This is a genomic window from Kitasatospora sp. NPDC001095 (assembly GCF_053598615.1).
In genome coordinates this window covers 66,388-87,923 of sequence record NZ_JBSFKQ010000021.1, presented here as the reverse complement: position 1 = coordinate 87,923, position 21,536 = coordinate 66,388, and the positions used below count along the sequence as shown (strand labels likewise).

General features: G+C 74.0%; 18 protein-coding genes and 1 pseudogene. 6 read left to right on the top strand and 13 right to left on the bottom strand.

Annotation, left to right across the window (positions count from 1 at the left end; all coding sequences use genetic code 11):
- Positions 1 to 67: 67 nt before the first annotated feature.
- Both ACWDBB_RS19450 and ACWDBB_RS19445 read right to left on the bottom strand, forming a co-directional pair.
- Positions 68 to 1,477: an MFS transporter gene (locus tag ACWDBB_RS19450; protein WP_449790769.1), complete on the bottom strand. Its 1,410-nt coding sequence runs from the start codon at positions 1,475 to 1,477 to the stop codon at positions 68 to 70.
- 150 nt (positions 1,478 to 1,627) lie between these two features.
- Positions 1,628 to 2,389, bottom strand: coding sequence for a 3-hydroxybutyrate dehydrogenase (locus tag ACWDBB_RS19445; protein ID WP_449790768.1), 762 nt, complete (start codon positions 2,387 to 2,389; stop codon positions 1,628 to 1,630).
- Positions 2,390 to 2,757: 368 nt separating this feature from the next.
- On the opposite strand from ACWDBB_RS19445, the gene ACWDBB_RS19440 reads away from it, so the two are divergent.
- A complete protein-coding gene (locus ACWDBB_RS19440; RefSeq protein ID WP_449790767.1) occupies positions 2,758 to 4,608 on the top strand; it encodes a regulator in 1,851 nt (616 codons plus the stop codon).
- 245 nt (positions 4,609 to 4,853) lie between these two features.
- Here the strand turns inward: ACWDBB_RS19440 and ACWDBB_RS19435 are convergent, their stop codons facing one another.
- Both ACWDBB_RS19435 and ACWDBB_RS19430 read right to left on the bottom strand, forming a co-directional pair.
- Positions 4,854 to 6,185, bottom strand: coding sequence for an FAD-dependent oxidoreductase (locus ACWDBB_RS19435; RefSeq protein ID WP_449790766.1), 1,332 nt, complete (start codon positions 6,183 to 6,185; stop codon positions 4,854 to 4,856).
- A 459-nt stretch (positions 6,186 to 6,644) separates the two neighbouring features.
- Positions 6,645 to 7,550, bottom strand: coding sequence for a TIGR01777 family oxidoreductase (locus tag ACWDBB_RS19430; RefSeq protein WP_449790765.1), 906 nt, complete (start codon positions 7,548 to 7,550; stop codon positions 6,645 to 6,647).
- 66 nt (positions 7,551 to 7,616) lie between these two features.
- On the opposite strand from ACWDBB_RS19430, the gene ACWDBB_RS19425 reads away from it, so the two are divergent.
- On the top strand, positions 7,617 to 8,123 hold the full coding sequence (locus ACWDBB_RS19425; RefSeq protein WP_449790764.1) for an N-acetyltransferase family protein: 507 nt from the start codon (positions 7,617 to 7,619) through the stop codon (positions 8,121 to 8,123).
- Positions 8,124 to 8,320: 197 nt separating this feature from the next.
- Positions 8,321 to 9,421 carry a DUF2510 domain-containing protein gene (locus ACWDBB_RS19420; protein WP_449790763.1) on the top strand — a complete coding sequence of 367 codons (1,101 nt, stop codon included), beginning with the start codon at positions 8,321 to 8,323 and terminating at the stop codon, positions 9,419 to 9,421.
- A 10-nt stretch (positions 9,422 to 9,431) separates the two neighbouring features.
- Here ACWDBB_RS19420 and ACWDBB_RS19415 read toward each other — a convergent pair whose 3' ends face one another.
- The 7 genes and pseudogenes from ACWDBB_RS19415 to cobU all read right to left on the bottom strand — a co-directional run.
- The gene (locus ACWDBB_RS19415; RefSeq protein ID WP_449790791.1) at positions 9,432 to 9,947 is read right to left on the bottom strand and encodes a DUF4240 domain-containing protein; all 516 of its coding nucleotides are present in this window, start codon (positions 9,945 to 9,947) and stop codon (positions 9,432 to 9,434) included.
- A gap of 157 nt (positions 9,948 to 10,104) precedes the next feature.
- Positions 10,105 to 11,847: a 2-oxoglutarate dehydrogenase, E2 component, dihydrolipoamide succinyltransferase gene (gene sucB, locus ACWDBB_RS19410; protein WP_449790762.1), complete on the bottom strand. Its 1,743-nt coding sequence runs from the start codon at positions 11,845 to 11,847 to the stop codon at positions 10,105 to 10,107.
- A gap of 80 nt (positions 11,848 to 11,927) precedes the next feature.
- Positions 11,928 to 13,334 carry a dihydrolipoyl dehydrogenase gene (gene lpdA, locus ACWDBB_RS19405; protein WP_263455757.1) on the bottom strand — a complete coding sequence of 469 codons (1,407 nt, stop codon included), beginning with the start codon at positions 13,332 to 13,334 and terminating at the stop codon, positions 11,928 to 11,930.
- A gap of 539 nt (positions 13,335 to 13,873) precedes the next feature.
- A complete protein-coding gene (locus tag ACWDBB_RS19400; RefSeq protein ID WP_449790761.1) occupies positions 13,874 to 15,376 on the bottom strand; it encodes a leucyl aminopeptidase in 1,503 nt (500 codons plus the stop codon).
- Positions 15,377 to 15,634: 258 nt separating this feature from the next.
- Positions 15,635 to 16,426, bottom strand: coding sequence for an adenosylcobinamide-GDP ribazoletransferase (locus tag ACWDBB_RS19395; RefSeq protein ID WP_449790760.1), 792 nt, complete (start codon positions 16,424 to 16,426; stop codon positions 15,635 to 15,637).
- 82 nt (positions 16,427 to 16,508) lie between these two features.
- Positions 16,509 to 17,633: a nicotinate-nucleotide--dimethylbenzimidazole phosphoribosyltransferase gene (locus ACWDBB_RS19390; RefSeq protein ID WP_449790759.1), complete on the bottom strand. Its 1,125-nt coding sequence runs from the start codon at positions 17,631 to 17,633 to the stop codon at positions 16,509 to 16,511.
- 28 nt (positions 17,634 to 17,661) lie between these two features.
- Positions 17,662 to 18,315 (bottom strand): annotated as a pseudogene (gene cobU, locus ACWDBB_RS19385) (bifunctional adenosylcobinamide kinase/adenosylcobinamide-phosphate guanylyltransferase); the annotation flags it as partial.
- A gap of 37 nt (positions 18,316 to 18,352) precedes the next feature.
- Here cobU and ACWDBB_RS19380 point away from each other — a divergent pair.
- Positions 18,353 to 18,553: a hypothetical protein gene (locus ACWDBB_RS19380; RefSeq protein ID WP_392869445.1), complete on the top strand. Its 201-nt coding sequence runs from the start codon at positions 18,353 to 18,355 to the stop codon at positions 18,551 to 18,553.
- Positions 18,554 to 18,575: 22 nt separating this feature from the next.
- Here the strand turns inward: ACWDBB_RS19380 and ACWDBB_RS19375 are convergent, their stop codons facing one another.
- Positions 18,576 to 19,298, bottom strand: coding sequence for a class I SAM-dependent methyltransferase (locus ACWDBB_RS19375; RefSeq protein WP_402405485.1), 723 nt, complete (start codon positions 19,296 to 19,298; stop codon positions 18,576 to 18,578).
- 197 nt (positions 19,299 to 19,495) lie between these two features.
- Positions 19,496 to 20,095 carry a DUF3043 domain-containing protein gene (locus ACWDBB_RS19370; protein WP_449790758.1) on the bottom strand — a complete coding sequence of 200 codons (600 nt, stop codon included), beginning with the start codon at positions 20,093 to 20,095 and terminating at the stop codon, positions 19,496 to 19,498.
- Positions 20,096 to 20,396: 301 nt separating this feature from the next.
- On the opposite strand from ACWDBB_RS19370, the gene ACWDBB_RS19365 reads away from it, so the two are divergent.
- Together ACWDBB_RS19365 and pspAA are read left to right on the top strand one after the other, a co-directional pair.
- Positions 20,397 to 21,203: a PspA/IM30 family protein gene (locus tag ACWDBB_RS19365; RefSeq protein WP_392869442.1), complete on the top strand. Its 807-nt coding sequence runs from the start codon at positions 20,397 to 20,399 to the stop codon at positions 21,201 to 21,203.
- Positions 21,204 to 21,240: 37 nt separating this feature from the next.
- Positions 21,241 to 21,534, top strand: a complete 294-nt coding sequence (pspAA, locus tag ACWDBB_RS19360) for a PspA-associated protein PspAA (RefSeq protein WP_392869440.1) — start codon at positions 21,241 to 21,243, stop codon at positions 21,532 to 21,534.
- Positions 21,535 to 21,536 lie beyond the last annotated feature (2 nt).

The window sequence follows — 21,536 nt, the reverse complement described above, 5'->3', positions numbered from 1 at the left end:
GGTGCGTGCTGCCAATCGGCGTCGGTTCCGTCGGTTCCGAGAAAGCGCGATCGTATCGGCTCGGTCCTCAGGCGACGGCGGGCTTCCCGCGGTCGCCGGCACCGGCCTCCTGGCCCTCCGACCCGGCCTGGGCACCGTCTGCGGCCTCCCCGTCGACCTCCGTGAGGTCCTGGCCCCTGGTCTCCCGGCCGCAGAGCACCGCCAGGACGGTGATCGCCGCCGCGATGGCGACGTAGACGGCGATGGGGGTGGAGCTGCCGTAGTCCTTGAGCAGCGCGGTGGCGATCAGCGGCGCGGGGGCGCCGGCCGCCACCGAGGAGAACTGGGCCCCGATCGAGGCGCCCGAGTACCGCATCCGGGTCGCGAACAGCTCGGAGAAGAAGGCAGCCTGGGGCGCGTACATGGCGCTGTGGAAGACCAGGCCGACGGTGACGGCGGTGACCAGCGAGCCGAAGGACCTGGTGTCGACCATGCCGAAGAAGACGAAGGCCCAGACACCCACCCCGACCGCGCCCACCAGGTAGACCGGCTTGCGCCCGATCCGGTCGGACAGCGCGCCGAACAGCGGGATCAGCGCGAACTGGATCGCGGAGGCGATCAGGACGGCGTTCAGCGCGGTCTGCTTGGAGAAGTGGGCGTGGGTGACGGCGTAGGTGAGCACGAAGGTCGTCATCACGTAGTAGGAGATGTTCTCCGCCATCCGCGCGCCCATGGCCACCAGCACCTCCCGCCAGTGGTTGCGCAACACCTCCACCAGCGGCAGCCGTTCGGCCGTCCGCCGCTCCGCCTGCCGCTGCTGCTGGGCCGCCAGCGCCTGCTTGAACAGCGGCGACTCGTCCACCGCGAGCCGGATCCACATCCCGACCGCGACCAGCACCGCGGACAGCAGGAACGGCACCCGCCAGCCCCACGCCAGGAACGCCGCGTCCGACTGCACCGCCGTCATCAGCGACAGCACCCCGGCCGCCAGCAGGTTCCCGGCCGGCGCCCCGCCCTGCGGCCAGGACGCCCAGAACCCTCGCCGCCGCTGGTCCCCGTGCTCCGACACCAGCAGCACGGCACCGCCCCACTCACCGCCGAGCGCGAAGCCCTGCACCAGCCGCAGTGCCGTCAGCAGCACCGGCGCCGCGACCCCGATCGAGTCGTAGGTCGGCAGCAGCCCGATCGCCGTGGTCGACCCGCCCATCAGCAGCAGGCTCACCACCAGCAGCTTCTTGCGCCCCACCCGGTCCCCGAAGTGACCGAACACCAGCGCCCCGAGCGGCCGTGCCGCGAACCCGATCGCATAGGTCAGGAAGGACAGCAGCGTCCCGGTCAGCGGATCGCTGTGCGGGAAGAACAGCTTCCCGAACACCAGCGCCGCCGCCGTTCCGTACAGGAAGTAGTCGTACCACTCGATCGTCGTGCCGATCAGGCTCGCAGCCACCACTTTAGGGAGTGAGCTGCTCGCCGCCGTACCTCGCGCGGAGGTGTTCATGGCCACCACTTCCAGAACCAGGGGGAGTCGATGTCGCCACAAGGTAGGAAGCGCCCGACCCCGGGACTATGTGGGTGGTCCACACAGTCCCGGGGTCGAATGTGCCGCTCTGCCCTATGAGCGGGCGGTGGGGGCGCGGAGCGTCCCCACTCAGTGCGCCGTCCAGCCGCCGTCGACGGGGAGGCTGGCGCCGGTGATGTAGGAGGCGGAGGAGGAGCAGAGCCAGAGGGCGAGTCGGGCGACCTCGTCGGGCTCGATGAGGCGCTTCACGGCGGTGCGGTCGAGCATGATCCGCTCGACCACCTCGTCCTCGGGGATGCCGTGGGCGAGCGCCTGGGCGGCGATCTGCTTCTCCACCAGGGGGGTTCGGACGTAGCCCGGGTTGATGCAGTTGCTGGTGACGCCGTGCGGCGCGCCCTCCAGTGCGACGGTCTTGCTCAGGCCCTCCAGGGCGTGCTTCGCGGTGACGTACGCGGACTTGAAGGCGCTGGCGCGCAGGCCGTGGACGGAGGAGACGTTGACGACCCGGCCCCACCTCTGCTCGTACATGTGCGGCAGGGTGCGGCGCAGGATGCGGAACGGGGCCTCGACCATGACGCGCTGGATCAGAGTGAAGCGGTCCGGCGGGAACTCGTGCACGGGCGCGACGTGCTGGAGACCGGCGTTGTTGACGACGATGTCGGCGTCGTCCGGCAGGGCGTCCACGGCTCCGGGGTCGGCGAGGTCGGCGACGATCGCGCGGCCGCCGATCCGCTCGGCGAGTTCCTCGGCCGGGCCGGCCGCGAGGTCGACGACGTAGACCCGGGCTCCGGCCTCGGCGAAGGCCTCGGCGCAGGCCCGGCCGATGCCCGAGGCGGCCCCGGTGACCATGGCCGTGCGGCCGGCGAGCGGGCGGGCAGTAGAGGTGTCCATGGCCGAGAACGGTAGGAATCCGACGGCCTCGCTCCCATGTGGCAGACCTCCACAGCACACCGCTGGGCTGTGGTGCCGTCCGCCATGACACCGGAGCGAGGTCCGAACGGCGGATCGACCCACGCGGAAGCCCTCGGGAAAGCCCCCGGAACGGCCGAAGGTTCGATCCCGGACGACCAAACCCATCCCGAGCCCGCTTCCCCACAATGGGCGCGCTTGCTTCACCCGTTCGGTGGATTGCTCGGTCAGATCCACCCATAGCGCCCGAATGCTCGCTACATTCACGCCGATTCCCGACAGGGGGCGCCGCCCCAGGCCGCCGAAGTGCTGGTGAAGCCCGGTGCGACGTCCGAGAGGTGTTGACAGACATGCCCCAACGGCCTGCAACCGACAGCCCGGCGTACGGACCGCTCGACCCGCTCGGCCAGCGCCGAGGGCCGGTCGGCCGGACCCTTCCGGACGCCCCCGACGCCCTGACCGCCGAGACGCTGCCCGCCGACGCCCCGGACGCCGACGACCTTCGGCTGCCGGTGCAGGCCACACCCGACCGGCACGAGAACCCGGTCGCGCCCGCCCCGGCCCGCGGCCCCGGCCACTCCGGCCCGGCCCCGCAGAACGGCCAGCTCGCGGCGCTGATCGAGGAGGCCGGCTTCTCGCACGCCGGCCTCGCCCGCCGGGTCGACCAGCTCGGTCTGGAGCACGGCCTCGACCTGCGCTACGACAAGACCTCGGTCACCCGCTGGCTGCGCGGCCAGCAGCCGCGCGGGGCCACCCCGGCGCTGATCGCCGAGGTCTTCACCCGCCGGCTCGGCCGCCGGCTCACCGCCCAGGACCTCGGCCTGGACGCCTGCGCCCCGGTCTACGCGGGCCTGGAGTTCGCCGAGACGCCGCAGGAGGCGGTGGACATCGTGGCGAGCATGTGGCGCAAGGACAACGGCCCGCAGTCCGAGCTGCGCCGGATCGCCTTCACCCCGGCCGGCCTGGTCGTCCCCAGCCGGGACTGGCTGATCGGCCGCACCGACGAGCGGGTCGCCCGGGACGGCTCCACGCTGGCCCGGCCGGACGCCGCCGGCCCGCCCGCCGGCAGCGCCACCTCCGCGGCCATCACCGGCGCCCCGGCGCCGGGTGCGCCCGGCGCGTCCCCCGGGAGCCCGGCGCGCGGCCCGGCGCCCGGCGCCCCCACTGCCCGCAGCACGGCCGGGACCACCGGCACCGCCCCGACCATCGGCCGGGTGCCGATCCAGAGCCGCCGGCCGCCGGTCGCCGTCGAGCCGCCGTACAGCGACCCGGCCCGCGAGTCCCGCCCCACCCTGAGGGTCGGCCGCGGTGACATCGCCGCCATCCGGGCCGTCGGCGACCTCTTCCGCGCGCTCGACCACGCCTACGGTGGCGGCCACGCCCGCCAGGCGCTGGTCCGCTACCTGGAGAGCGAGGCCGAGCCGATGCTGCGCGGCCGCTACGGCGAGCAGATCGGCCGGGCCCTGTTCGGCGCGGTCGCTGACCTCACCAGGCTGGCCGGCTGGACGTCCTTCGACATCGCCGCGCACGGCCTCGCCCAGCGCTACTTCGTCCAGGCGCTGCGGCTCTCCCAGGCCGCCGGGGACCGCGCACTCGGCGGGTACGTCCTGGTGACGATGAGCCAGCAGGCCGTCCACCTGGGCCACGGCCGGGAGGCCGTCCAGCTCGCCCGGGTCGCCCAGCAGGGCGTGGGCACCGCCGTGCCGCCGGTCGTCCAGTCGCTGATGCACGCCGCCGAGGCGCGCGGACACGGCCTGCTGGGCGACGTCAGGTCCTGCACCACCGCCCTGGTGCGCGCCGAGCGCTCGCTGGCCGCGGCCCGGACCGGCGACGAACTTCCCTCCTGGGCGCGGTACTTCGACGAGGCCCAGCTCTCCGACGAGTTCGCCCACTGCTACCGCGACCTCCAGCAGTGGCGGACGGCCGCGCAGCACGCCGAGAAGTCGCTGCGGCTGCGCTCGCCCGCCTACGCCCGCAGCCGGATCTTCTGCCGCCTGGTGCTGGCCACCGCCCGGCTCGGCATGGGGGACCTCGACGAGGCCTGCACCATGGCCACCGACGCGCTGCGGGCGGCCGGGGAGATGCGCTCGGCCCGCTCGCTGGAGTACGTCCGGGACTTCCACCGTCGCCTCACCCCGTACCGCGGCAGCCCGGTGGCCCGCGCCTTCGAGGAGACGGCCCGGCAGGCGGGGGTGATCTGACCGGCCGAGTGATCCGACCGGCGGAGTACCGACCGGCCGGCGGGAGCCGGTCGCCCACCGGCGGGCCGGGTGCGTGGGGACGGGCCCCACGCACCCGGCGCACGGAGGCCGGGCCCGGCCTGGTGCCTCCGCGTGGGCCAGGACGCCGGGCACGCTGTCGGTCTGTCACTCCGGCAGACCGCTGCCGTGTCCCGGCGCCGCGAGGTGCGCGGGCGGGGCGGCGGGGCCGGCAGGTGCCCCGCCCGTCAGGCCGCCGCCTCCGCCTCCGGGGCCTCGGCCGGGACGCCGAGGTCGCTCAGCACCGCCTGCGCCGCCCGCCGCCCGGAGACCAGCGCGCCCTGCACGGTGCTGGTGTCCCGGTGGTCCCCGGCGACGTACAGCCCGGCCAGCAGCCGCACCGGGCGGCGGGGGTTGTGCGGCGGCGGCATCGCGGGCAGCGCGTCCGGGACGTGCCGCACGCCGAGGAACTGCCAGCCCGACGTCGAGCCGCCGTACAGCTCGGCCAGCCGGGCCCGGACGGCCGGCTCCAGCCCGGCCGGGCCGCCCATGTCGAAGGCGCGACGCCCGAGCACGGTGGTGGCGATCAGCGCCTGACCGGCCGGGGCGTAGGACGGGTGCAGCTCGCTGAGCACCAGCGAGTGCGAGACCAGGGGCGGCTGACCGTTCGGCCGGTCGCCGTCGAGCAGCAGGACGGCCTCGCCCAGCGGGGCGGCGTCGGCCGCGTGGAAGTAGGTGGTGACGGCGTGGAAGGCCGGCAGCCGTAGCCCGGGCAGCAGTTCGGCGGCGGAGCGGGCGCCGGTGGCGACGACGACGGCCTGGGCGCCGATCCGCCCGTGCGCGACGGTCTCCACGCCGTCCGCGGCGACCGAGGTGACCCGCACCCCGGTGCGTACGGTGCCGGCGGGCAGGGCGGCGGCCAGCTGGGCCGGTACCGCCGCGATCCCGTCGGCGGGCAGACACAGGCGCCCGCGCGCGTACGAGCGCAGCACCAGGTCGGCGACCCGGCTGCTGGTGCCGAGGGCCGGATCGGAGAGCAGGGCGCTGAGCAGCGGGCGCAGGAAGCCGTCCACGGTGCGCTGGGCGAGGCCGTGGCCGGCCAGTGCGCGGGCGGCGGTGGTCTCCGGCCGGGCCTGGAGGCGGCCGACCGGGGTGGCGGCGAGCCGGCCGAGCCGGCCGGCCAGCCGGGCCTTGTCCAGCGGGCTGCCGAGCGGGGCCCGGGCGGCGGCCTGGCGGGCGACGGTGAGCTGGGGATCCCCGGCGCGGTAGCGGCGTCCGGCGCTGTGCACCAGTACGCCGGGCGCGAGCGGGCGCAGGTCGAGGTGGTCGAGGTCGAGCGTGCGGCGCAGCTCCGGGAAGGCGGTGTTCAGCAGGTGACTGCCGTCGTCGAGCCGGAAGCCGTCCTGCTCGCGGGTGGCCATCCGGCCGCCGATCCGGTCGGTGGTCTCCAGGACCTGAACGGTGAGGCCGTGGCCGGTGAGCGCGCGGGCGGCGGCCAGGCCCGCGAGTCCGGCGCCGACCACGACGACGTCCGGGTCGGACGGCCGGCGGGCGCGGCGGGTGAAGTCGTACGTGGGCACTGGGGTGCTCCCTCCCTGGTCCCGGGGCTCCGGCCGACGCAGGCAGCGGGGTGCCGGGACACGGTCCGTGGAGGGTGATGCCCCGTCAGTGTGAGTGTCAGACAGTCACACTCGACCGGATCCGAGGGGCGGGGAGGGTAGTGCGGCACCGGGCGGGGCGCGGTCACGGACAGTGCGCCGTGGCGGCCGGGTTCGGGGGTCGGCGGGCGCGTACGGTCACCGGGGGCGTGCGACGCGCCCACCGTGTGCTCCCGTGCGCCCCCTCCTCGGGCCCCCTCGGAATCCGCCCGGCATATGCCGCTGGCCAGGGCGGATGCCGTAGTCGGAGTACGCACGGGTCCGCGCGACCCGCACGCGCGCAGACCCGCCCAGCGCGCGCAGCCACCCCGCGCGCCCCGCCGTCCGGCACCGGCGCCCTCCCCGGCGCCCGCCCGCTCCGCCGTCCCCGGCGCCCGCCCGTCACAACGCCGCGAGCACCGCCGAGTACACCTCCGGGTGGGTGAAGCGGAAGCCCGCGTCCAGCAGCCGCCGCGGCACCACCCGGTGGCTGCCGACCACCTCGACCGCCAGCTCGCCCAGCACCGCCTTGAGCACCGCCTCCGGCACCGGGAACGGCGTCGGCCGCCGCAGCGCCCGGCCGAGCGCGGCCGTCAGCTCGGCGTTGGTCGCCGGGTTGGGCGCGGTGAGGTTGAAGGCGCCGGAGAGGTCGTCGTGGTCGATCAGGAACCGCAGCGCGGCCACCTCGTCGTGCAGCGAGATGAAGCTCCAGTACTGCCGCCCGTTGCCGAGCCGCCCGCCGAGGCCCAGCTTGAACAGCGGGAACAGCCGTGCGCCGGCCCCGCCGGCCGAGGAGAGCACCATCCCGGTGCGGGGGTGGACGACCCTGATCCCGGCCCGCTCGGCCGGCCTGGCGGCGTCCTCCCACTCCCGGCAGACCTCGGCCAGGAAGTCGTCGCCGGCGGGGGAGTCCTCGTCGATCACCCGGTCGCCGGTCTGCCCGTACCAGCCGACCGCGGAGGCGCTCACCAGGACCTGCGGCGGCTCCTTGAGCGCGGCCAGGGCGACGGCCAGCGTCTCGGTGCCGTACACCCGGCTCTCCCGGATCTCCCGCTTGTAGGAGTCCGACCAGCGGCGGTCGCCGACCCCGGCGCCGGCCAGGTGCACCACGGCCTGGACCCCGTCCAGGCCGCCCCGCTGGACCTCGCCGCCCAGCGGGTTCCAGCCGATCGCCGTGCTGCCGTCCGGCCGTGGGCCGGTCTTCGAACGGTGCCGGACCAGCCGGACCACCTCGTGGCCGTCCGCCAGCAGGGAGCGGACGAGCGCCGAACCGATCAAACCCGTGGAACCCGTGACAGCGATGCGCATGCACCCATCCTCGCAGTTCCCGGCGTCTCCGACTGCCCGTCACACCCCGCGCGCACCTGACTTAGCATGGCGCGCATGCCTGACGACGATCTGATCATCCGTACGGCGCGGAGCGAGGACGAGCGCGAGCTCGCCGTCCTCAACCACGCGGCCTGGTCCTTCCTGTCCGACGTCTCCCCGCAACCGGCCGTCGAAGACCCGATCTTCGACGAGCGGCACGCCCCCGAGCACTACCTGCTGGCCGTGCTCGACGGCCGGATCGTCGGCTACGTCCGCCAGGTCCCGCCCACCCCGCTGGCGAGCAACCGGCACGTACGGCAGATCCAGGGCCTCGCCGTCGACGACACCGTCCGCGGCCGGGGCGTCGGCCGCCGACTGGTCGAAGCGGCCTGCGCGGCGGCCCGGGCGGAGGGCGCCCGCAAGATGACGCTGCGGGTGCTCGGCTGGAACGCCCCGGCCCGCCGCCTCTACGAGAGCTGCGGCTTCGTCGTCGAGGGCTCGCTGGCCGAGGAGTTCCTGATCGACGGCCGGTTCGTGGACGACGTCTGGATGGCCCGCGGCCTGACCGACTGAGCCGCCAGAAGGCCTGCCCGGGCCTCGCCGTGGCCCTGCCCCGGACTCGCCGGCACCCTGCCCTGGGCCCCGCCCGGGCAGGCGGCCGACCGCTCGAACAGGCTTGCCGCGAAAGGCGGTTCACCGCCCGCGAGTGGTGCGGAGTCGTGACGGTTCCGCCCTGTCCGGACCGCCGCCGCGCCGGGTACCGTACGGCCGTGAGCAACTCGACGCCTCCCGGGTGGTACCCGGTCCCGGGTGCGGACGGCGCCCCCGGTCACGAGCGCTGGTGGGACGGCAACGCCTGGACCAGCGAGGTCCGACCGCTCAGGGGCGGCGTCGCGGGCGGGCTCGCCGACGCCCCCACCCAGACCTCGCCGCCCTCCGACCGGCAGCCGCCCGGCCACGGCCACCCGGGCGGCCAGGCGGCACCGGCCTACGGCTACCCGGGCCAGGGCGGCTACCAGGCCCAGGCCCAGCCCCCGCTCGGTTACCCGGCCCCGGGCCAGGGCGGCTACCAGGCCCCGGCCGACGGCTACCCGCCCCAGGCCGGCTACCCGCCTCAGGACCCCGGCTACGGCTACCCGGGCCCGGGCTACCCGCCGCCGAAGACCAGGTCGAGGACCGGCCCGGTCATCGGCATCGCGGTCGCCGTGCTGGCCGTGGTCGGGATTGTCGCCGGGGTCGCGCTCAGCGGCGGCGGCGACCCGAAGGCGGACCCGGCCCCGACCGTCACCGTGACCGAGAGCGGCAGCCCCTCACCGAGCCCCAGCCCGACCGTACCCACCGGCAGCCCCGTCGCGCCCAAGCCCCTGCCGGCGGTCAAGAGCACCGTCCCCGACCCCCAGCACGCGATCACCGTGCCGGTCTTCGACGGCTGGGACGTGTCCGCCAACCCGCCGCACTCGACGGTCTACCTCGGCACCGGCCGTTACACCTGCCCGGACGGCAGCTCCTGCATCCGCGGCCAGTTCTCGGTCGAGAAGGACACCGTCCAGGGCGCCACGCCGAAGGCGGCCGCCGACGCCCAGATGCCCGTCTACGCCGCGCAGATCTTCTCCGGGGTCAGCTCGCACACCGACGCCGGCTCCGGGTACGTCCACGTGGCCGGGGTGCTCGGCTACGCCACCCGCTGGCACATCCGCACCACGGACGGCACCCAGGGCTACGTCCTGGTGGCCGCCCTCCCGGCCAAGGGCGGCGGCTACGTGGTCATGGAGGGCGGCGTGGACGACAACCCGGCGGCGCCGGAGTTCGCGGCGCTGGACCGGATCCTCCGGGGCATCAAGCAGGACGGCACCGCCGGCAGCAGCGTCTGAGGGCCGACACCTAGTCCCCGTACCGCTCCCAGAGCTTGGGGAAGCGCTTCGCCATGACGTCCGGGTCGTCGAAGTCCAGCGCCGTCCCGGACGGCCGCGCCGGCTGCCGCCCGCCCACCTCGGGCAGCGGCAGACCGGTCAGCTGCTCGTACGCCTCGTCGGCGGCGTAGCCGAGGTCCTCGGCCTCGCCGTCCTCCTCCTCGTCGAACTCGGGCAGCAGGTCCGCCAGGTCGTCCGGCTCGGCCAGCCCGCCCTCGAAGACCTCCCGGCCCTGGCCGATCAGCCAGGACCGGAAGTAGTCGAAGGTGTCGTCGGAGGCGCCGTCGAGCAGCAGGTAGGCCGCGCCCCACAGGTCGTGGCGGTAGGCCCGGTGGAACCGCGCCTGGAACAGCCGGGCGAAGTCGATCACGTCGTCCGGGGTCAGCTGGAGGAGCCGTTCCACCAGGAGGTCGGCCTGCTCGTCTGGGTCGCCCTCGGCGGCGTCCCGGGTCTCGTCGATGATCTGCCAGAAGTCCGTCTCGTCCATCACGGCTCCAGCATCCCCGTTCGGCCGCGTCCGCGCATGCCGCGACTCGGCGCGCGTTCGGGACTCGGTCCGTCAGGGGCCGGGAACGGCGGAACCCCGCGCCGTCCGGGGACGACGCGGGGTTCCGTACGCGGGTTTCCGCGGGGACCTGGTGGGGTCAGAGGCCGAGCTCGACCTCGAACTCGCCGGCCTCGAGGATCTCCTTGACCGCGACCAGGTAGCGGGCGGCGTCGGCGCCGTCCACCAGGCGGTGGTCGTAGGAGAGCGACAGGTAGGTCATGTCGCGGATGCCGATGGCGGTGCCGCCGTCGGCCTCGATGACCACCGGGCGCTTGACGGTGGCGCCGATGCCCAGGATGGCGACCTGGTTCGGCGGCACGATCACGGTGTCGAACAGCGCACCGCGCGAGCCGGTGTTGCTGATGGTGAAGGTGGCGCCGGACAGCTCGTCCGGGGTGATCTTGCTGTCGCGGACCTTGGCGGCCAGCTCGGCGGTCTTCTTCGAGATGCCGGCGATGTTGAGGTCGCCCGCGCCCTTGATGACCGGGGTCATCAGGCCCTTCTCGGAGTCCACCGCGATACCGATGTTCTCGGTGTCGAAGTAGGTGACCGTGCCCTCGGCGTCGTTGATCCGGGCGTTGACGACCGCGTGGACCTTCAGCGCCTGGGCGGCGGCCTTGACGAAGAACGGCATCGGGGAGAGCTTGACGCCCTCGCGGGCCAGGAAGCCCTCCTTGGCCTTGGCGCGCAGCGACATGATCCTGGTGACGTCCACCTCGACCACGCTGGTCAGCTGGGCCTGCTCGTGCAGCGCCTTCATCATGTTGTCGCCGATGACCTTGCGCATGCGGGTCATCTTGACGGTCTGACCGCGCAGGGCGGACGGCGCGGCGGCGGCCTTCGGCGCGGCGGCCGGGGCAGCGGCGACGGGGGCCGGAGCGGCCTTGGCGGCCTCCGCGGCGGCGATGACGTCCTGCTTGCGGATGCGGCCGCCGACGCCGGTGCCGGCGACGGAGGACAGCGCGACGCCGTGCTCGGCGGCGAGCTTGCGCACCAGCGGGGTGACGTAGGCGTCACCGTTGTCGGCCACCGGAGCGGCCGGAGCGGCGACCGGGGCCGGAGCAGCAACCGGGGCCGGAGCGGCGACCGGAGCCGGAGCAGCCGGGGCAGCGGCGACCGGGGCCGGAGCAGCAACCGGGGCCGGAGCGGCGACCGGGGCCGGAGCAGCCGGGGCAGCGGCGACCGGGGCCGGAGCAGCCGGGGCAGCGGGGGCAGCGGGGGCCGGAGCGGCGGCGACGGCACCGGCGGCGCCGATCAGCGCGAGCTGGGCGCCGACCTCGGCGGTCTCGTCCTCGCCGACCAGGATCTTCACCAGGGTGCCGGCGACCGGCGACGGGATCTCGGTGTCGACTTTGTCGGTGGAGACCTCGAGCAGCGGCTCGTCGATCTCGACGGTGTCACCCTCGGCCTTCAGCCAGCGGGTGACGGTGCCCTCGGTGACCGACTCGCCCAGCGCCGGCAGCAGCACCGGGGTGGCGTCGGCGGCCGGGGCGGCGACCGGGGCCGGAGCGGCCGGAGCCTCGGCGACCGGAGCGGCCGGAGCCGGGGCGGCGGCGGGCGCGGCCTCGGCGGCGGGGGCCGGGGCGGCGACCGGGGCGCCCGAACCGTCGTCGATGACCGCCAGCTCGGCGCCCACCTCGACGGTCTCGTCCTCGGCGACCTTGATGGAGGACAGGATGCCGGAAGCCGGGGCCGGGATCTCGGTGTCGACCTTGTCGGTCGACACCTCGAGCAGCGGCTCGTCGACCTCGACACGCTCACCCTCGGCCTTCAGCCAGCGGGTGACAGTGCCCTCGGAAACGCTCTCGCCCAGCGCGGGCAGTGTTACTGAGACCGCCATGGTTTCAGCGACTCCTATCAAGTCTTGCGTACGGGAAGTACTTGCGTACGGGAAGTACCGGGAAAGGGGGTGGGGCGTGATCAGTCGTGCGCGTGCAGCGGCTTGCCGGCCAGCGCCAGGTGCGCCTCGCCCAGGGCCTCGGACTGGGTCGGGTGCGCGTGGATGAGCTGCGCGACCTCGGCCGGCAGGGCCTCCCAGTTGTAGATCAGCTGGGCTTCGCCGACCTGCTCGCCCATGCGGGCGCCGACCATGTGGACGCCGACCACGGCGCCGTCCTTGACCTGGACGAGCTTGATCTCGCCGGCGGTCTTCAGGATCTTGCTCTTGCCGTTGCCGGCCAGGTTGTACTTGAGGGTGACGACCTTCTCCTTGCCGTACAGCTCGACGGCCTTGGCCTCGGAGATGCCGACGGAGGCGACCTCGGGGTTGGAGTAGGTCACGCGCGGGACGCCGTCGTAGTCGATCGGCATCGGCTTGAGGCCGGCCAGGCGCTCGGCCACCAGGATGCCCTCGGCGAAGCCGACGTGGGCCAGCTGCAGGGTCGGGGCGAGGTCACCGACGGCGGAGATGGTGGGCACGTTGGTGCGCATGTACTCGTCGACCAGGACGTAGCCGCGGTCCATCGCGACGCCGTTCTCCTCGTAGCCGAGGCCGGCCGAGACCGGACCGCGGCCGATGGCGACGAGCAGCAGGTCGGCGTCGATCTGCTTGCCGTTCTCGGTGGAGACGCGGACACCGGTCTCGGTGTACTCGACGCCCGAGAAGCGGGCCTTCAGCTCGAACTTGATGCCGCGCTTGCGGAACGCGCGCTCCAGCAGCTTGGAGGAGTTCTCGTCCTCCAGCGGGACGAGGTGCGGCAGCGCCTCGACGATGGTGACCTCGACGCCGAAGGACTTCCAGACCGAGGCGAACTCGACGCCGATCACGCCGCCGCCGAGGATGACGGCCGACTTCGGGATGCGGTCGAGCTTGAGGGCGTGGTCCGAGGAGATCACGCGGTTGCCGTCGATCTCCAGGCCCGGGATCGAGCGCGGCACGGAACCGGTGGCCAGGACGATGTGGCGGCCTTCGATGCGCTGGCCGTTGACGTCAACCGAGGTCTGCGAGGAGAGCTTGCCCTCGCCCTGGATGAAGGTGACCTTGCGGGACGCCACCAGGCCCTGGAGGCCCTTGTACAGGCCGGCGATGACGTCGTCCTTGTACTTGTGGACGCCGTTGATGTCGATGCCCTGGAAGGTGGCCAGCACACCGAACTCGGCGGCCTCCTTCGTCTCGTCCGCGATCTCCGCGGCGTGCAGGAGAGCCTTGGTCGGGATGCAGCCGCGGTGCAGGCAGGTGCCGCCCAGCTCACCCTTCTCGACCAGGGCAACGCTCAGGCCCAGCTGAGCGGCGCGGAGCGCCGCGGCGTAACCGCCGCTTCCGCCTCCGAGAATGACTACGTCGAAAACGGTGCTGGCGTCGTTCGCCACGTCACGTCCTCCATGCATGGGGTGGGTCGCCGGGCCGGTCGCGGTCCGGTGGGTCGGAAGCCTTTGTGGGGCGCCCAGTCGTGCCGGAAATACATCTTCGCACTTGTTCACGGTGGCTGATGTCCGGGCCCGAGCCAGGGGTGTCCCGCGGAGCGGTCACCGGGGCGGGAATGCCCCCGACGGAAGGGCATCATCGCAGCTCAGCGAGGTGTTGACAGCCGCCGGACGGGCGTCGTCCGCGCCGCTCGCCGCAGCTTCTTCCGCAGTGCGGAACAAAGTTTCGCCCGCAGCGAACAGGGGTGCGCCCCGGCGCCCCGACCTACTCGCAGGTAACCCGGCCGGAACTCCGGAACGTCCGGCCGGCACTCCGGGCCGCCCGGCCGGAACTGCGACGGGGCCCGGCGCACGCGCGCCGGGCCCCGTCGCGGCGGGTCCTCGACCAGGAGCCCCCTCGATCGGGGCCCTGGACCGGGCCACGCCGGTTCGGCCTCGCCGGTTCAGGCCGTTCCGGATCGGGCCTCGCCAGTTCAGGTCGCTCCGGTTCGGGTCGCTCCGGATCAGGCCTTGCCGTTCGCCCTCTGCTCGGCGAAGCGGACCAGGGTGCGCACCGCGCTCGCGGTGCCGCCCTTCGGGGTGTAGCCGTACGGCGCGCCCTCGTGGAACGCCGGGCCGGCGATATCCAGGTGCGCCCAGTCGGTGCCCTCGGCCACGAACTCCTTCAGGAACAGGCCGGCCACCAGGCCGCCGCCCATCCGCTCGCCCATGTTGGCCAGGTCGGCGATGGTCGACTCGGTGAAGCCCTTGCGCAGGTCGGCCGGCAGCGGCATCGGCCAGGACTGCTCGCCCGCCTCGCCGGCCAGGACGTGCAGCTCCTCGCGCAGCTCGTCGTCGTTGGCCATCACGCCGAAGGTGCGGTTGCCCAGGGCCAGCACCATGGCGCCGGTCAGGGTGGCCACGTCGATGATGACGTCCGGGTTCTCCTCGCCGGCCCGCACGATCGCGTCGGCCAGCACCAGGCGGCCCTCGGCGTCCGTGTTCAGGACCTCGACGGTCTTGCCGCCGTACATCTTCAGCACGTCGCCCGGGCGGGTGGCGGAGCCGGACGGCATGTTCTCGGCCAGGGCCAGCCAGGCGGTCACGTTGACGACCAGGCCCAGGCGCTTGGCGGCCACCACGGCGGCGAACACGGCGGCGGCGCCGGCCATGTCGCACTTCATGGTCTCGTTGTGGCCGGCCGGCTTCAGCGAGATGCCGCCCGAGTCGTAGGTGATGCCCTTGCCGACGAAGGCGAGGGTGGCCTTGGCCTTCGGGTGGGTGTAGGCCACCTTCACCAGGCGGGGCGGGTTCTCCGAGCCGCCGCCGACGCCCAGCAGGCCGCCGAAGCCGCCCTTGGTCAGCGCCTTCTCGTCCAGCACCTCGACCTTGAGGCCGTGCTCCTTGCCGGCCGCCTGGGCGATCGCGGCGAAGCTCTTCGGGTTCAGGTCGTTCGGCGCGGTGTTGACCAGGTCGCGTGCCCGGTTCATCTCCTCGCCGATCGCGGCGGCGCGCTCCACGGCGGCCTTGGCGTCCTTGCTGCCCTTGCGGACGGTCAGCAGGACCAGCTCGCCGACCGGCTCCTTGCCGTTGCCGTCGGCCTTGTACGCGCCGAAGGCGTACGAGCCGAGCAGACCGCCCAGCGCGACCGCCTCGACCTCCTCGGCGGACTCGGCCGGCAGGGCCAGCGCGGCCTTCTTGGCACCGGCCAGGGTGCGGGCGGCGACACCGGCGGCGCGGCGCAGCGTCTCCAGCTCGTAGGCGCCCTCGGCGGCCTCGCCCAGGCCGACCGCGAGCACGAGCGCGGCCTTCAGGCCGGCGGGGGAGGGGACCTTGACGGCCTCGCCCTCGGCGCCGGTCGCGCCCAGGGTGCTGAGGACCTCGGTCAGCTTGCCCTCGAACGCCTCGTTGACGGCCTCGGCGCCGGGGGCCAGCACGATGCCCTTGGGGCCCTTCGCGACACCGACCACCAGGGCGTCCGCGCGCAGCGAGGCGGCGGAGGAGGTGCTCACAGACAATGCAGTCACGTAATGCGTCCTGTTCTTTCGCGGTCCACGGCCGGCCACGGCGAGGCTGCCGCACCGGCGCAGCCCGCCCACGGAGGCCGTCCGCCGGCGGGCCTCCGCGGGTCCGGGCCCCCTGGTGCGCGCGGCCGTCCGCGCGGCCGCGCACACCAGAGGCCCCGGCTCCTCGGTGCGCGCCGGGCGGGCAGGACCTGCCACGGTGCAGGGCTGCGGTGCTCCACGCATGGTAGTCCGCATGCTGGGATCACGCGCCGCCCGGTATCAGCCGAGCAAAGCCAGGGCGAACAGCGAGGCGGTCGCGGCGGTTTCGGCCATCGCGCCGAGCACGTCGCCGGTGATCCCGCCGAACCGCCGCACACACCGGCCGAGCAGCAGTCGGGCACAGCCGGTGCCGAGCACAACGGCCAGTGGGAGAAAGAGAGTTGACCGTCCGTCGAGCAGTCCCGCGGCGGCCAGGGCGAGCGCCGCGGCGGCCGTTGCGGCGGCGGCCCCGGCGGGCGGCACGGTGCCCGCCACCATTGCCCCCAGCCCGCCGGGCCGGGCGGCCGGCACCGACCGCACGCAGCCCCAGGAGAGCGCGCACCGGGCGGCCGTCGCCGAGGCGAGCACCGCGAGCGCGCCGCGCAGCGGCGAGTGGCCGAACTGCCCGGCCAGCGCGGCGACCTGGGCGAGCAGCACGAGGATCAGGGTCAGTACGCCGAACGGACCGATGTCGGACTGCTTCATGATGCGCAGCGCGTCCTCGGCCGGCTTCCCGCTGCCCAGCCCGTCGGCGACGTCCGCCAGACCGTCGAGGTGCAGCCCGCGGGTCAGTCCGGCGAGCACCCCCACCGCGGTCACCGCGCCGAGCAGCCCGCCCGCCCGCCAGGCCACCAGCGCCCCGGCCGCGGCCGCCAGGGCCCCCAGCACCAGCCCGACCAGCGGGGCCGTCAGCATCGCCCGGGCCGCCGCGGTCCGGTCCCACCGCTCCACCCGCACCCGCAGGACGGACAGCGTCCCGAACCCGAACCTCAGGCCGTCGGCCCAGCCGGCCCGATCGCCGCCGTTCGCCATGAATCGCGTTCCTCTCACAAACAAGCAAGAACGCCCCTGGCCAGGGGCGTTCTTGTGGGGTGTCAGGCAGTCAGCCGGGCCGCTACAGCTTCCGCAGCAGGTCCGCCGCCGAGGGCAGCTTGGGCTGCTCCCTCGGCGCGCTCGGCGCGGCCGGTACGAACGGCTTCGGCGCCTCGTCGGCGAGCAGGTCGCCCGCGGCCTGGAGCAGCGGCAGCGCCAGCAGCGCGCCGACGCCCTCGCCCATGGTGATGCCCTGGTCCTGCAGCGGCGTCAGGGTCAGCCGGTCGTACGCCTTCGCCTGGGCCGGCTCGCCGCTGGACTGCCCGGCCCGCCACCACTCCGGCGCCCGGAAGGCGATCCGCTGCGCGACCAGCGCGCAGGCCGCCGAGACCACGCCGTCCAGCACCACCGGCAGCCGTCGGACGGCCGCCTGGAGCAGGAAGCCGGTGATCGCCGCGAAGTCGGCCCCGCCGGTGGCGCCGAGCAGCGCCAGCTGGTCGCCGAGCACCGGCCGGGCCCGCCGCAGCGAGTCCCTGATGGCGGCGCACTTGACCATCCACACGCGGTCGTCGATGCCGGAGCCGCGCCCGGTCACCGCCGCCGCGTCCGTCCCGCAGAGCGCGCCGACCAGTACGCCGGCCACCGTGGTGGCGCCGACCCCGAGGTCGCCGAGCAGCACCAGGTCGGTGCCGGCGTCGGCCTCCTCGTCGGCGACGGCCATGCCGGCCCGGAACGCCCGGACGGTCTCCTGCGCGGTGAGCGCGTCCTCGACGTCGATCCGCCCGGAGCCGCGCCGGATCCGGTGGGCGACCACCTCGTCCGGGAACTCGTGCGGGTCGGCGTCCACCGCGACGTCGACGACCCGCACCTGGGCGCCGTAGCGCGCGGCCAGCCGGGACACCGGCGCGCTGCCGTCGAGCACGGCCCGCACCCGGGCCGCGGTGCCGCCCTCGGCGGGCATCCGGGAGACCCCGAGCGCCGCCACGCCGTGGTCGGCGGCGAACAGCAGCACCTTGGGGGCGGAGACCGGCAGCACCGGCGAGCGCCCCTGTACGGAGGCCAGCCAGCTGCCCAGCTCCTCCAGCCGGCCGAGCCCGCCGCGCGGCCGGTCGGCCGCCTGCCAGCGTTCCTCGGCGGCCCGCCGGGCGCTCTCGTCGGGGCGCTCGACGAGAGAGGAGAACGTATCGAGATCCACGGTCGTGTCCATCGTCCGGAAGGCTACACGCCGAAGGTGTTCAGTTTGAGGCTGGCTTGACGTCCGGCTTGATGGTGAGCGCCTGTCCGGCCACCACCAGCAGGACGCGCTCCGAGGCGTCCGCCACGGCCATGTTGAGCCGGCCCAGGGTGTCGCGGAAGCGGCGGCCCGCGGGGGTGGCCGGGACGACGCCCATGCCGACCTCGTTGCTCACCGCGACGGCCGTCCGTCCGGTGGCGGCCCAGGCCCGGGCCAGCGCGTCGCAGCGGCGCCGCACGGCGGCCTCGCCGCCGTCCGCCCAGACCGCGTCGTCCCAGGCGCCGCACTCGTCCATCACGGCGGTCAGCCACAGGGCGAGGCAGTCGATCAGCACCGGTGCCGGGTCGGCCGGGTCGGCGAGCACGGCCTCCAGGTCGCAGGTCTCGGCGGTGCGCCAGCTCCCCGGCCGGCGCTCCCGGTGCAGCGCGACCCGCTGGGCCCACTCGGCGTCGCCGTCCCGGGTGCCGCCGGTGGCCACGTACAGGACGTCCGGGTGGTCGGCCAGCAGCTGTTCGGCGCGGGTGGACTTGCCGGAGCGGGCGCCGCCGAGCAGCAGCGTGCGGGGCAGCGGGGGACGGGTGGGCTCGGGTGGGGTCGCCATGCCGCCATCCTGCCCGAGAGGTATACGGCGGGTCGGGTCGGGCAGGCTATGGTGCGCAGCACACAGGCAGCGTCAGTGGGAGGAGCCGGGCATGGTCTGGACGTGGCGGTACGAGAAGGCGGACGGCAGCGCGGTGACGCCCGGCGGCGGCCAGGAGGAGTTCGCCGGCCAGGGGGACGCCGAGACCTGGATCGGGGAGACCTGGAAGCAGCTCGCCGAGGAGGGCGTGGACACCGCGGTCCTGCTGGAGGACGGCAACAAGGTCTACGCGATGAGCCTGCACGAGGGCTGAGCCCGGGGCCGGGCGCGCGGGGCTACTTCGCCCCGATCACGTGCAGGAGCGCGGCGACCTGCCGGTACGGGTCGGTGCGGCCGGCCCGGTCCTCGGCTTCCAGGAGCTGGGCCAGCTGCCGCCCGTCCACCGGCGGGGCCGCGTCGTCCGCGGCGTTGTCAGTGAAGACCCGCACGCCGTACCAGTGCCGCAGCGGCACCGACACCTCGGAGAGGGTGACGGTGAGGTCGGAGAGCCGGTCGGCCCGTGCGGCCAGTCCGACCCGGTTGTAGTACCGGTCGCTCTCGAAGGCGTGCAGGGCGGCCCGCCAGTCCCCGGCGGCGGCCGGCCGCAGGGCGAGCGAGTCGCGGTTGCGGACGAGCAGCGAGAGCAGTCCCCCGGGCGCCAGCAGCCGGGCCAGCGAGGCGATCATCGGGTCCGGGTCGGGCAGGTACATCAGCACGCCGTGGCAGAGCACCACGTCGAAGCTGCGCGGGCCGAACCAACGTCCGCACTGGTGGCCGTCGCCGCTGAGCAGCTGCATCCGGCCGCGGACCTCCGGCGGCTCCTCGGCGAGCGCCGCCTGGGCGACGCCGAGCGCGACCGGGTCGGAGTCGATCCCGGTGACGTAGTGGCCGGCCCGGGCCAGCCGCAGCGCCTGGGTGCCCTGGCCGCAGCCGATGTCGAGGACGCGCTGCGCGCTGCGGCCGGACAACTGTTCGGCGAGCTGGCGGGCGACGAGCTCCTGGCGGACGAAGTTGCGCAGTCCGCCGGGCCGGGTCGGCCAGGCGGCGGTGCCGCCCGCGAAGGATCCGCTGCGCGAGGGCAGCCGGCGCTCCTGCGCGATCCGGTCGTGGCCGCCCTCGCCCTGCCCCGGAAGCGTGCGCCCCTGTCCGGGCACCGCGTAGAGGCCGGGCCCCTCCCAGGAGGGCGAGGCCCAGCCGGAGTCGACCGGTTCGGCGGTCAGGGCTTCTCCCCGCGCCGCACCTGCGGCTTGGGCAGGCGCAGCCGGCGCATCTGGAGGGTGCGCATGATGCCGTACGCGACGGCGCCGCGGGTGTTCTGCCCGGCGAAGCGCTCGGCCAGCTGCTTGCGCAGGCCGAGGCCGAGGCGGACGAAGTCCAGGACGACGAACACGAAGAACAGCAGGAACAGCAGCGTGGAGAGCAGTTGGAGGGTCGGCACCTTGACGATGCTGAGCACCAGGATGACCACGGCGGCCGGGAGGAAGAACTCGGCGAGCGACCAGCGGGAGTCCACGTAGTCGCGCGCGAACTTGCGCACCGGACCCTTGTCACGGGCCGGCAGGTGGCGCTCGTCGCCGTTCATCAGGGCCTGGCGCTGCTTCTCGCGCTCGGCGCGCATCCGCTCGCGCCCCTGGCGGGCGGCCTCCTTGCGGTCCTTGGGCACGGTCACCCGGGTACGCCGGTTGGCCTCGGCCTCACTGCGCTTGGGGGTGGGGCGGCCCTTCTTGGCCTGCGGGTCGCGGGCCTGGGTCGTCTCGTCCTGCTTCTCCAGCACGGTGGCGGAGGCGGCGGCATCATCTGAACGGCGTCGGAACACACCACCAGCGTACGGGGTGCCGGGCGGCTTCCACGGGTGACCTCGGACCCAAACGCATATCGATACCGCAGGGACGGCGGCCGGGCCGCGTTTCCGGGGGCCTTCCCGTAGGGGATCAGTCGGATGGACGATGGGAGGTATGAGGGGCGGATCCACCCGGGGGAGGAGGAAACGCCTCCGGTCGCTGTAGCAGTCTTGTTGCAGGCAGGTGCACTGCGGCGACGGGCTCGCTGCACATACACTCGTCGTGTCTGGTAACGAGATAGAGACCGCAGGCCGGAGAAGGGGGCACCCGAGGCCCATGAGCGACGGAATCATGAAGCGTATGGGGCTGATCTTCCGCTCCAAGGCGAACAAGGCCTTGGATCGGGCGGAGGATCCGCGTGAGACGCTCGACTACTCGTACCAGAAGCAGCTCGAGTTGCTGCAGAAGGTACGGCGCGGTGTCGCGGACGTCGCGACCTCGCGCAAGCGGCTCGAGCTCCAGCTGACCCAGCTCCAGCAGCAGTCGGCCAAGTACGAGGACCAGGGCCGCAAGGCGCTGTCGCTCGGCCGCGAGGACCTCGCCCGCGAGGCGCTGACCCGCAAGGCCAACATGCAGTCGCAGATCACCGACCTGGAGACGCAGTACCAGCAGCTCCAGGCCGAGGAGGAGAAGCTCACGCTCGCCTCCCAGCGACTTCAGGCCAAGGTGGACGCCTTCCGCACCAAGAAGGAGACCATCAAGGCGACGTACACGGCCGCGCAGGCGCAGACCCGCATCGCCGAGTCCTTCTCCGGCATCTCGGAGGAGATGGGCGACGTCGGCCTGGCGATCCAGCGTGCCGAGGACAAGACCGCCCAGATGCAGGCCCGCGCCGGCGCCATCGACGAGCTGCTCGCCTCCGGCGCGCTCGACGACGCGAGCGGTCTCGGCCGCAAGGACGACATCGAGGCCGAGCTGGAGCGCGTGGCCGGCGGTTCCGACGTCGAGCTGGAGCTGGCCCGGATGAAGGCCGAGCTGTCCGGCCCGTCCTCGGCCGGCCCCGCCGCGATCGAGCAGGGCAAGCAGCCGGGTGCCCAGCCGCAGCCGCAGCAGGACACTCCGCGCATCAATTACAACAAGTGATCTGAGCTCGACCCCACGAACCAGGGAGACGCACGGCATGATCATGAGGGTCATGGGTGAAGGGCAGTACGAGGTGGGCGAGGACCACCTGAACCTGCTCAACGAGCTCGACGCGGAGCTTGTCACCGCAGTGGAGTCGGGGGACGAGACGCTCTTCCGCCAGGCCTACGGCAAGCTCATCGACGCGGTGAAGCAGTTCGGCACCCCGGTGCCGCTGGATTCCCTGGAGCCGTCCGAGCTGATCCTGCCGAGTGCCGACGCGACGATCGACGAGGTCCGCGAACTGCTCATGGCCGACGGCGAGGGCGTGATCCCGGGCTTCCCCGAGTAGCG